We start from the raw sequence: 11,630 nt of genomic DNA on the forward strand, positions 1-11,630 counted from the left end.
AGGGGAATGCGGCGGGCGATTTCGGCACGCATCGCGCAATCTCCGCGCACGGCCTTGCGGCCGGTCCGAAGCGGGTGTTCCAGCCGATTAGAATCGCGGGTTGCCCAGTTTTGCGAGCTGCACGCGTGTGCCGCCGCATAAATCCCGCTAGCGCGTGTAAGTCCTTGATCTGTATTGATAAAAAGATGCAGGCCCCGCGCAACAGCCCCCTCACAAGGAAGACATCATGACCGTGACCGTTGAAACTCTCGAGAAGCTCGAACGCAAGATCACGCTGACCCTGCCGGTCGGCACCATCCAGAACGAAGTCGATTCGCGCCTCAAGAAGCTCGCGCGCACCGTCAAGATGGACGGCTTCCGTCCCGGCAAGGTGCCGATGAATGTCGTGGCCCAGCGCTATGGCTACTCGGTGCACTACGAAGTCATGAACGACAAGGTCGGCGAAGCCTTCTCGCAAGCGGCCAACGAAGCCAAGCTGCGCGTGGCCGGCCAGCCCCGCATCACCGAGAAGGAAGAGTCGCCCGAGGGCGAGCTGGCCTTCGACGCGGTGTTCGAAGTGTTCCCCGAAGTCAAGATCAACGACCTCTCGGGCGCTGAAGTCGAAAAGCTCTCGGCCGAAGTGGGCGACGACGCGATCGACAAGACGCTGGACATCCTGCGCAAGCAACGCCGCACCTTCGCCCAGCGCGCGCAAGACGCCGTCGCGCAAGACGACGACCGCGTCACGGTCGACTTCGAAGGCAAGATCGACGGCGAGCCCTTCCAGGGCGGCAAAGCCGAAGACTTCCAGTTCGTGGTCGGCGAAGGCCAGATGCTCAAGGAATTCGAAGACGCCGTGCGCGGCATGAAGTCCGGCGACAGCCGCACCTTCCCGCTGTCGTTCCCGGCCGATTACCACGGCAAGGACGTGGCCGGCAAGCAAGCCGACTTCATGGTCACCGTCAAGAAGATCGAAGCCTCGCACCTGCCCGAAGTCAACGAGCAGCTGGCCAAGTCGCTCGGCATCGCCGAAGCCACCGTCGAGGGCCTGCGCGCCGACATCAAGCGCAACCTCGAGCGTGAAGTGAAGTTCCGCTTGCTGGCCCGCAACAAGAACGCCGTGATGGACGCGCTGGTGGCCAACGCCGAACTCGACCTGCCCAACGCCAGCGTGCAGTCCGAAGTCAGCCGCATGATCGAAGGCGCCCGCGCCGAGCTCAAGCAGCGCGGCATCAAGGACGCCGACAAGGCCCCGATCCCCGACGAAGTGTTCCGCCCGCAAGCCGAGCGCCGCGTGCGCCTGGGTCTCGTGGTGGCCGAGCTGGTGCGTGCCAACGAGCTGCAGGCCAAGCCCGAGCAGATCAAGGCCCACATCGACGAGCTGGCCGCCAGCTACGAAAAGCCAGCCGACGTGGTGCGCTGGTACTTCAGCGACAACAACCGCCTGGCCGAAGTCGAAGCCGTCGTCATCGAGAACAACGTGACCGATTTCGTGCTCGCCAAGGCCAAGGTCAACGAGAAGTCGGTGTCGTTCGACGAACTGATGGCGCAGCAGCAAGGTTGATCTCCTGGCTGCCCGCAACGCCAATGGGGCTTGTGCTTTGCGGCACGAGCCCCATTTCACTCAGGCGTACAGTTCATACACAGCGAACGATTCATCTTCCGGAGAGCTAATTCATGATCGCAAACGAAATTCAAGGCCTCGGCATGGTCCCGATGGTCGTCGAGCAATCGGGCCGCGGCGAGCGGTCCTATGACATCTATTCGCGCCTCCTGAAGGAGCGCATCGTGTTCCTGGTGGGCGAAGTCAACGACCAGACCGCCAACCTCGTGGTGGCCCAGCTGCTGTTCCTGGAGAGCGAGAACCCGGAGAAGGACATTTCCTTCTACATCAACTCCCCGGGCGGCAGCGTGAGCGCCGGCATGGCGATCTACGACACCATGCAGTTCATCAAGCCCGACGTGTCGACCATGTGCCTGGGTTTTGCGGCCAGCATGGGCGCGTTCCTGCTGGCGGCCGGCGAGAAGGGCAAGCGCTTCTCGCTGCCCAACTCGAAGATCATGATCCACCAGGTGCTGGGCGGCGCACGCGGCCAGGCGACCGACATCGAGATCCATGCGCGCGACATCCTGCGCACCAAGGACCAGATGAACCGCATCCTGGCCGAGCGCACCGGCCAGCCGCTGGAAAAGGTCAAGACCGATACCGAGCGCGACTATTTCCTCACGGCCGACGAGGCCAAGGACTACGGTCTGGTCGACCAGGTCGTTGCCAAGCGCGGTTGAAGCTGCCGGCGCCTGTGGCGCAAAAGGCGAAAAACGGCGTTTTCCACACGGGAAACGCCGTTTTTGTTTAGTTATCATTGTCCATACCCTGTCACGAGGCACCTGTCCATGGCCGAAAAAAAAGGCTCTTCCAGCGAAAAAACGCTTTATTGCTCGTTCTGCGGCAAGAGCCAGCATGAGGTCAAGAAGCTGATCGCGGGCCCTTCGGTCTTCATCTGCGACGAGTGCATCGACCTGTGCAACGAGATCATCCGCGACGAACTGCCGGCCGGTGAAGAAGCACGTGAAGCGCGCAGCGACCTGCCCACGCCGCTGGAGATCAAGACCAACCTGGACAACTACGTGATCGGCCAGGAGCCGGCCAAACGCATGCTGTCGGTGGCGGTCTACAACCACTACAAGCGCCTTCGCCACAAGGAAAAGGCCAAGGGCGACGACGTCGAACTCAGCAAGAGCAACATCCTCTTGATCGGCCCCACGGGCTCGGGCAAGACGCTCCTGGCGCAAACGCTCGCGCGCATGCTCGACGTGCCCTTCGTGATGGCCGACGCCACCACGCTGACCGAAGCCGGCTACGTGGGCGAGGACGTCGAGAACATCATCCAGAAGCTGCTGCAGAGCTGCAACTACGAAGTCGAGCGCGCCCAGCGTGGCATCGTCTACATCGACGAAATCGACAAGATCTCGCGCAAGTCGGACAACCCCTCCATCACGCGCGACGTGTCGGGCGAGGGCGTGCAGCAGGCGCTGCTCAAGCTCATCGAAGGCACCATGGCCAGCGTGCCGCCCCAGGGCGGGCGCAAGCACCCGAACCAGGACTTCCTGCAGATCGACACGACCAACATCCTGTTCATCTGCGGCGGCGCGTTCGCGGGCCTGGAGAAGGTCATCGAAAACCGCACCGAGGCCTCGGGTATCGGCTTCGGCGCGACGGTCAAGAGCAAGGCGCAGCGCAGCATCACCGAGGTGTTCCGCGAAGTCGAACCCGAAGACCTGATCAAGTTCGGCCTCATCCCCGAACTCGTGGGCCGCATGCCCGTGGTCGCATCGCTCGCGGAACTCAGCGAGGACGCGCTGGTCCAGATCCTGACCGAGCCGAAGAACGCGGTGGTCAAGCAGTTCACCAAGCTCCTGCAGATGGAGGGCGTGGACCTGGAAATCCGTCCGGCGGCGCTCAAGGCCATCGCGCGCAAGGCGCTGGCCCGCAAGACCGGTGCACGGGGCCTGCGTTCGATCCTTGAACAGTCGCTGATCGACACCATGTTCGAATTGCCGAATGCGACCAATGTCGACAAGGTGGTGGTCGAGGAATCGACCATCGACGAAAACAAGCCCCCGCTGCTCGTGTACCGCGAAGCGGCGAAAAAGGCGTAAAGCCAAAGACGCGAAGGATCTGCATGTCTGGCCATACCCCCCTGCCTCCCGAAGCCCTCGACCTGCCGCTGCTGCCGCTGCGCGACGTCGTGGTGTTTCCCCACATGGTGATCCCGCTCTTCGTGGGACGCCCCAAGAGCATCAAGGCGCTCGAACTGGCCATGGAGGCCGAGCGCCGCATCATGCTGGTGGCCCAGAAAGCCGCCGCCAAGGACGAGCCCTCGGTCGAGGACATGTTCGAAGTCGGCTGCGTCTCGACCATCCTGCAGATGCTCAAGCTGCCCGACGGCACGGTGAAGGTGCTGGTCGAAGGCCAGCAGCGCGCACGCGTGAACCGCATCGATGACGGCGAGACGCACTTCACGGCCAACGTGACGCCCGTCGAGGCGACCGAAGGCGGCGAGAAGGGCACCGAGGTCGAGGCCCTGCGCCGCGCCGTGATGCAGCAGTTCGACCAGTACGTCAAGCTCAACAAGAAGATCCCGCCCGAGATCCTGACCTCGATCTCGAGCATCGACGATGCCGGCCGCCTGGCCGACACCATCGCCGCCCACCTGCCCCTGAAGCTGGACAACAAGCAAGCCGTGCTTGACCTGGACGACGTCAAGGCGCGTCTGGAAAACCTGTTCGGCCAGCTCGAGCGCGAGGTCGACATCCTCAACGTCGACAAGAAGATCCGCGGCCGCGTGAAGCGCCAGATGGAGAAGAACCAGCGCGACTTCTATCTGAACGAGCAGGTCAAGGCCATCCAGAAGGAGCTCGGCGAAGGCGAAGAGGGCGCGGACATCGAGGAGATCGAGAAGAAGATCAAGCTCGCCAAGATGTCCAAGGAAGGCTTGAAGAAGGCCGAAGGCGAACTCAAGAAGCTCAAGCTGATGTCGCCCATGTCGGCCGAGGCCACCGTGGTGCGCAACTACATCGACGTGCTCATCGCCCTGCCGTGGAGCAAGAAGACCAAGATCAAGCACGACCTGGCGAATGCCGAGGCCGTGCTCAACGCCGACCACTACGGGCTGGAGAAGGTCAAGGACCGCATCCTGGAATATCTCGCGGTCCAGCAACGCGTGGACAAGGTCAAGGCGCCCATCCTGTGCCTCGTGGGCCCACCGGGCGTCGGCAAGACCTCGCTGGGGCAGTCGATCGCCAAGGCGACCGGCCGCAAGTACACGCGCATGGCGCTGGGCGGCATGCGCGACGAAGCCGAGATCCGTGGCCACCGCCGCACCTACATCGGCGCGCTGCCGGGCAAGGTGCTGCAGGGCCTGAGCAAGATCGGCACGCGCAACCCGCTGTTCCTGCTGGACGAAATCGACAAGCTGGGCACCGACTTCCGCGGCGATCCGTCGAGCGCGCTGCTCGAGGTGCTCGACCCCGAGCAGAACCACACCTTCGGCGACCACTACGTGGAAGTCGACTTCGACCTGAGCGACGTGATGTTCGTCGCCACCTCGAACTCGATGAACATTCCGCCGGCGCTGCTGGACCGCATGGAAGTCATCCGCCTCTCGGGCTACACCGAGGACGAGAAGACGCACATCGCGATCAAGTACCTCCTGCCCAAGCAGCTGAAGAACAACGGCGTCAAGGAAGAAGAACTCCTGGTCACCGAAGAGGCCGTGCGCGACATCGTTCGCTACTACACGCGTGAAGCCGGCGTGCGTTCGCTCGAGCGCGAGCTCTCCAAGATCTGCCGCAAGGTGGTCAAGGGCCTGCTGCTCAAGCAGATGACGCCCAAGGTCACCGTCGACGGCGCGAACCTCAACGAGTTCCTGGGCGTGCGCAAGTACAGCTTCGGGCTCGCCGAGAAGCAGAACCAGGTCGGCCAGGTGGTCGGCCTCGCGTGGACCGAAGTCGGCGGCGACCTGCTGACGATCGAGGCGGTCACGATGCCCGGCAAGGGCGTGATCAGCCGCACCGGGTCGCTGGGCGACGTGATGAAGGAATCGGTCGAGGCTGCACGCACCGTGGTGCGCAGCCGCTCGCGGCGCCTGGGCATCAAGGACGAGATGTTCGAGAAGCGCGATATCCACATCCACGTGCCCGACGGCGCCACGCCCAAGGATGGCCCGAGCGCGGGCGCCGCGATGACGACCGCCTTCGTGTCGGCGCTCACCGGCATCCCGGTGCGCGGCGACGTGGCGATGACGGGCGAGATCACGCTGCGCGGCGAGGTCACGGCCATCGGTGGGCTGAAGGAAAAGCTGCTGGCCGCCTTGCGCGGCGGCATCAAGACCGTGCTGATCCCCGAAGAGAACGCCAAGGACCTGCAGGACATCCCCGAGAACGTGAAGAACGGCCTGGAGATCGTGCCCGTGAAGTGGATCGACAAGGTGCTGGAGATCGCGCTGGAGAAGATGCCCGAGCCGCTGTCGGACGAAGAGGTCGCGGCCTCCGCGGCTGCCGTGGCCGAGCTCGCCAAGCAGCGCGCCGGTGGCGCCGCGACCGAAGGCTCGGTCAAACATTGAGGGTGTGAATTTGCCGGGCCTCGAAAAACTGGTATATAATTCGAGGCTCGAAACGCGGGAATAGCTCAGTTGGTAGAGCGCAACCTTGCCAAGGTTGAGGTCGAGAGTTCGAGACTCTTTTCCCGCTCCAGTTTTGAAAAAGGGAAGCAACTGCTTCCCTTTTTTTCGCAAGTTCGTTTTTTGGTTCTGCGTGGCGCGATAGCAAAGCGGTTATGCAACGGATTGCAAATCCGTCTAGCCCGGTTCGACTCCGGGTCGCGCCTCCACCTTCTCGTTAGACACGATTCGACCCGACAAACAAGCCCCGCCAACCACCGTTGTCGGGGCTTGTTTCGTTTGGGTTATCGTCGATGTTCAACCTGACGCCCGGATGGTGAAATTGGTAGACACATCGGACTTAAAATCCGCCGCTTCCTTGATCGGGGCATACGGGTTCGACCCCCGTTCCGGGTACCACATATAGAAAAAGGAGCATTCGATGCCTCGCTACAACGCTCCATTTGAAATCCATGTGCATGGCGACGTGCCACTGCGCCCGGACGTGAACTTCGAGCAGATCCAGGAAGCGCTCAAGCCGCTCTGGAAATATGCAGGCGCCAAGTCGCTGGCCGACGGTGCCACCAGCACCTACGAAGAAGAACCCGGCATCCGCTTCGAGCAGAAGGACCACACGCTGCAGATCTGCTGGACCGTGCCCGGCGACGAAGACTTCCGCCAGGCCTTGGACGAAATGTGCATGGCCCTGAACGAGCTGTCGGATCGCGGCGCCGCCATCGAGGTCACTTTCTACGACACCGACTTCGACGAGGAAGAGGGCGACCCCGACGAAGAATCGCGCGACGATTTCCTGATGCTGTTCGTCGGCCCCAACCCGGCGGCAATCATGCAGGTGCAGCGCGACCTCTTGGTGGAAGACGTCGTCAACCTCATGGAGCGCCACTTCGACGGCGCCGAGCTGGGTGGCGTGGTCGCCGAGATCGATCGCCTCTTCAGTGACCGTTTCGATGCACTGGTGAACTCGCTCGAAATCGGCAAGCGCCCGCGCGGCACCGGTGGCCCCGGCAGCGGCGGAAGCGGCGGTGGCCACGGCGGCGGTCGCCGTCCGCGTCACCTGCACTAACCCCGCGACCACTCACCCGACGCACAAGGCCGCATGGCCCTGTTTCCCGCCTCCGCGCTGCGCCCGGGCGTGCGCAAGCGCGAGGTGTTTGGCTGGGCGATGTACGACTTCGCCAACTCGGGCTACACGACGGTCGTCATCACGGCCGTGTTCGCCGCCTACTTCGTGGGCGGCATCGCGAAAGGCGCGCCCTGGGCCGCCTTCGCATGGACCGCGGCGCTCAGCATTTCCTACGCGATCGTGATGCTCACGACGCCCGCCATCGGCGCCTGGGCCGACCTGCGCGGCGCCAAGAAGCGGGTGCTGGTCATCGCCACCACCGGCTGCGTGCTGGCCACGGCCGCACTGGCGTTCACGCCGCGCTTTGCGGGCGCCTCGGGCGGCATTGCGCTGGCCATGGCGCTGGTGATCGTCTCCAACGCTTTCTATTCCTACGGCGAGTCCCTCACGGGCGCCTTCCTGCCCGAGCTTGCAACGCCCGAAGGCATGGGCAAGGTGAGCGGATGGGGCTGGAGCTTCGGCTACGTCGGCGGCATGCTCACGCTCGGCATCTGCCTGGCCTACGTGCTGTGGTCGCAGGCCAAGGGCCTGCCGGCTTCGCATTTCGTGCCGGTCACCATGCTGATCACGGCCGCGATCTACGGCGCCGCTGCCTGCGCCACCTTCGCGCTTCTGCCCGAGCGGGCGCAGCCGAAAACCGCCGGCGGCGAACTCGGCGCATGGCAGCAACTGCGCGCGACCTACAAGCAGGCGCGCGCGTACCGCGACTTCATGTGGCTGCTGGTCTGCACCGTCTGCTACCAGGGCGGCGTGGCGGTCGCGATCACGCTCGCTGCGATCTACGCCGAGCAGGTGATCGGCTTCGTGGCGAGCGAGACGATGGTGCTGATCTTCGTGCTCAACGTCGCCGCCGCCATCGGCGCTTTCTCGTTCGGCTACATCCAGGACCGCATCGGCCACAAGGTGTCGCTCGCGGCCACGCTGGTGGCGTGGATCGCGGTCTGCGTGATCGCCGCCGTGGTGACCACCAAGGGCGGCTTCTGGTGGGCCGCCGCCATCGCAGGCCTCGCGATGGGTTCGAGCCAGTCCGCCGGCCGTGCGATGACGGGCTACCTCGCGCCGCCGCAGCAGCTCGCCGAGTTCTTCGGGCTCTGGACCTTCGCGACCCGGCTGGCCAGCATCATCGGCCCGCTGAGCTTCGGCGCCATCACCTGGGCCACCGGCGGCAATCAGCGCATCGCGATCCTCTCGACCGCGGTGCTGTTCGTGGCGGGGTTGTTGCTCTTGCTGCCGATCGACATGCGGCGCGGCCGCGAAGCCGCGCTGCGCAGCTGAGCCGTCAGAACAGGCTGTTGTTCGTCAGCGGCCAGCCGGCCTTGCTCTGGAACTTCCAGTTGGCCGTGTTCTTCACGCTCGCGGCAAAGTTCGCGATGTCGGTCGGCGTCGGCGAGGCCGGCAGCATCGGTCCGTTGTAGAGCACGTCGAACTGCGTGGGGAAGATGATCGCTGCGCCCGCGGCCGTCAGCGTCGCGGGAATGGCGTTCGCGTCGGGCACCGGTCCCAGCGTGATGCTGGCCAGGTACGTTCCCACGCCGCTGATGGTGCCGGCAGCACCGTCGCCCAGGCCGGCGATGGTGCCGCCGACGAAGGCGTAGACCGTCTCGTAGCTGGCGCTGATGCCGCCGCCCGCGCCCTGCACGGTGCCGACGTTGGTGATCGGGTTCGTGTTCTTGGCCACGTCCGGCTGGATGGTCACGATGGTGCCCGCGGGCAGGGCGCGGTCTGCGGTCCAGACGAAGGCGCTCTCGTTGGTGATGGTGTCGAAGTCGGCGGCGGTGCGGTCGCGGTCGGTGAAGAAGATGCGCGTGCCCGTGTCCATCGGCTTGAGCAACACGAAGGCGAAGGCGTCGGTCTTGTCGGCGTTCGCGCCCATGAAGAGGATGTCGCCGGCAGCCAGCGCGGGCGGTGCGCTGGTCGTGAAGCTCAGCGTGGTCGCGTCGGCGATGCCTGCGTAGGCGTTGCCCTTGGCATCGGTGATCGCGTTGGCGTCCACGGTCACGTAGTAGCCGGTGGATGCTGCCAGCGGCTGGCTCGGTGTCAGCGTGATCACGTTGAACGCGGCTTGCAGGCGCGTGGCCGGGCTCGCGGCCGAGAAGCTTTCGACCACGCTGCCGTCGGCCTTGTGCAGCACGATGCTGCCGGCGCCCAGGCGCACGCCTTCGTTGAAGCTCAGGGTCACCTTCGCGTTCGCGCCGACGCTGCCGTCCGTGGCTTTGGGCGAGCCGCTGCGAAGCACCGGGCCGGCGGTGTCGACCCATGGTGCGCCCAGGCGCACGACGAAGCCATCGAATTTCTGGTCGGCCGGCGGCAGGTCCTTCGAGGCGTCGCTCTGGCCGGGCCAGACGGTGTCACCGTTGTCCAGCAGCAGTTGCACTTCTGTGCCGGCCGTCACCGGCCCGGGCACTTCGACGGTCGATTCGAAGCTGCCGCCCGTGTCCTTGCGCAGCTTGTCGAGGTCGTTCGACAACTCGACCGGTGCAGTGCCCGGATTGCCGTTCCACGAAAAGAGCGCGAAGTTGCGGTCCACGTCTGCGCTGGCGGCGCCTGCCGGGCCGGCCACGATCAGGTAGTTGCCGTCCGTGCCCTTGTCGATCGAACGGATGCCCCGGCCGCCGAGTTCCAGCTCGATGGGTGCGCCGAACGCGGCCTGCGTGGCCGTGCCGCCCACCAGTGCAGCGTAGTTCTGCACCGGCACGATCAACGCCTTGGCGCGCGTCGATGCGCCCGTCTGCGGTGCGCGGAAGCCCAGCCACAGCGCACTGTCGCCCGGTGCGCTGGTCATGCCCTCGACCGAGAAGCCATCGACCCGCTCAGGCACGATGCCCGCGCCGGCCGACACCGTGAAGCCGAAATGGTTCGCGCCCAGGCCGTGCGCGTTGGTGGCATCCCAGGCGACGAGTTGTGCTTCGAGCGACGAAAACTGGCCCACGTAGCTGAAGGCTGTTGCGGCGCCAGTGCCAGTGACTTTCACGGCGAATAGGTGCGAACGATCAGGCGCATCGCCCCCATCCTTCTTGTTGCTGTTGGAGCCCGTGAGGTACAGCGTGTCGCCGATACGCGTGCCGGCTTCCAGGTCGAGTTCCTTGCCGAGCTTGGGGCCTTCGAGCTCGTAGCTCCATTCCTTCACCGCGGCGCCGCTGGTGCGCGGGTACACGCGCAGCACGTTGGCCTCGTCGTCGGCCACGATCATGAAGTTGTCGGGCAGGGCGAATGCGGTCGATGCGTCCGACGAGCCCTCGGTGGTGCCGGCATTGGGGGTGAACGTGGCCTTGGAGACGAACTGGTCCGGCTCGGCTGCCGGCGGCGCTGCCGCGGGTGGCTGGGCGGCCGGCGGGGGCGCGACCCCGACCGGCGGGAAGGCAATGCCGCCACCTGCGTCGCTACCGCCGCCGCATGCGGCCAGTACGAGAGCGAGGGCACTGGCGAGCAGCATGGGCTTGAAGGGAATGCGGGAGGCGGAGGGTGTGTTCATGTTGCGCGGTTCTTGTTCTGGACAAACCGCGCATGCTGGTACTTTCGTGTGACGGTGCCGTGAAAGACGGCACGAATTCAGTTGCCCGTCAGGGCGATTGCTGCAGCAGCGACTTCGGCACCTTGAACCGTTCGCCGTCGTAGCGCAGCGTCACGGTGCTGAACTTCGCGGGCAGCGCCTTCTCGACGCAGCCCTGGTCTTCCTGCTCCTGCGCGCGGCTCTGCACGAGCGTGCGCGACAGCTGCAGGTCCGCAAAGCCGTTGCTGGCGGCCTTGCCCACCGAGAGCATGGTGCGCAGCTTCTCGAAATGGCCGGTGCAGGTCGTGTCCCAGCCGCCGTTGTCGTGGTCCAGCTCGATCTCCTGCAGCACCTCGCGCAGCCTGCTGCCGTGCTGCACGTAGAGGCGAACCGTCTCGCTGGCCAGCGGGCTCGACGGCGCGCTGCTGCCGCGGTAGCGCACGCGCAGGCCGAAGGCGCGCGCGTCGGCGGCGAGCACGTAGCGCGAGGTGTCGATGCGGATGTCCTGGATCGCGGTGGTCGCGTCCTCGTCGAGCGCCTCGGGCTGGAAGAGGCGGCCGATGACGGTGTCGCGCTCGGTGTTGCCGTTGTCGGGCCGCTGGATCAGCAGCACCTCGAGGTCGAAGACCTTGGCGCCCTTGTCGGTGGTCTCGCGCGGCATCGGCAGCACGACGATGCTGCGGCCGGGGAACGCGGGCCACACCTTGCAGGCCGCGAGCCGTTCGTCGAGCGGGCGCTTGGGGTACAGCTTGGCGTGCATGCGCTCGGCCAGGCCGCTTTCGCAGGCGGCGTGGCCGAGGCCGGCCGCAGAGAGGCCCAGCAGGAGCAGGGCGTGGCGAAGAAGGGAGCGCATGAG

General features: G+C 65.2%; 8 protein-coding genes and 3 tRNA genes. 9 read left to right on the forward strand and 2 right to left on the reverse strand.

Going from position 1 to position 11,630, the window contains the following annotated elements:
- Positions 1 to 226 precede the first annotated feature (226 nt).
- The 9 genes from tig (at position 227) to JC881_RS20180 (ending at position 8,559) form a co-directional block, all read left to right on the forward strand.
- Positions 227 to 1,543: a trigger factor gene (gene tig / locus JC881_RS20140; RefSeq protein ID WP_198787474.1), complete on the forward strand. Its 1,317-nt coding sequence runs from the start codon at positions 227 to 229 to the stop codon at positions 1,541 to 1,543.
- Positions 1,544 to 1,656: 113 nt separating this feature from the next.
- Entirely contained in the window at positions 1,657 to 2,265 is a 609-nt protein-coding gene (gene clpP / locus JC881_RS20145) for an ATP-dependent Clp endopeptidase proteolytic subunit ClpP (RefSeq protein WP_176657927.1), read from the forward strand.
- A gap of 108 nt (positions 2,266 to 2,373) precedes the next feature.
- The gene (gene clpX, locus JC881_RS20150; protein WP_013541833.1) at positions 2,374 to 3,639 is read left to right on the forward strand and encodes an ATP-dependent Clp protease ATP-binding subunit ClpX; all 1,266 of its coding nucleotides are present in this window, start codon (positions 2,374 to 2,376) and stop codon (positions 3,637 to 3,639) included.
- A 23-nt stretch (positions 3,640 to 3,662) separates the two neighbouring features.
- Positions 3,663 to 6,104 carry an endopeptidase La gene (lon, locus tag JC881_RS20155; RefSeq protein WP_198787475.1) on the forward strand — a complete coding sequence of 814 codons (2,442 nt, stop codon included), beginning with the start codon at positions 3,663 to 3,665 and terminating at the stop codon, positions 6,102 to 6,104.
- Positions 6,105 to 6,158: 54 nt separating this feature from the next.
- A tRNA-Gly gene (locus JC881_RS20160) sits at positions 6,159 to 6,234 on the forward strand.
- A gap of 62 nt (positions 6,235 to 6,296) precedes the next feature.
- A tRNA-Cys gene (locus tag JC881_RS20165) sits at positions 6,297 to 6,370 on the forward strand.
- 98 nt (positions 6,371 to 6,468) lie between these two features.
- Positions 6,469 to 6,560 (forward strand) — tRNA-Leu (locus JC881_RS20170).
- Between the two features lie 22 nt (positions 6,561 to 6,582).
- On the forward strand, positions 6,583 to 7,224 hold the full coding sequence (locus tag JC881_RS20175) for a DUF6806 family protein (RefSeq protein ID WP_198787476.1): 642 nt from the start codon (positions 6,583 to 6,585) through the stop codon (positions 7,222 to 7,224).
- Positions 7,225 to 7,257: 33 nt separating this feature from the next.
- A complete protein-coding gene (locus tag JC881_RS20180; protein WP_198787477.1) occupies positions 7,258 to 8,559 on the forward strand; it encodes an MFS transporter in 1,302 nt (433 codons plus the stop codon).
- Between the two features lie 4 nt (positions 8,560 to 8,563).
- Here JC881_RS20180 and JC881_RS20185 read toward each other — a convergent pair whose 3' ends face one another.
- Entirely contained in the window at positions 8,564 to 10,756 is a 2,193-nt protein-coding gene (locus JC881_RS20185) for an Ig-like domain-containing protein (protein ID WP_198787478.1), read from the reverse strand.
- Positions 10,757 to 10,844: 88 nt separating this feature from the next.
- The gene (locus JC881_RS20190) at positions 10,845 to 11,627 is read right to left on the reverse strand and encodes a hypothetical protein (RefSeq protein WP_198787479.1); all 783 of its coding nucleotides are present in this window, start codon (positions 11,625 to 11,627) and stop codon (positions 10,845 to 10,847) included.
- Positions 11,628 to 11,630 lie beyond the last annotated feature (3 nt).

The sequence above is a fragment of the Variovorax sp. IB41 genome (assembly GCF_016405905.1).
Taxonomy (GTDB): Bacteria; Pseudomonadota; Gammaproteobacteria; order Burkholderiales; family Burkholderiaceae_C; genus Variovorax.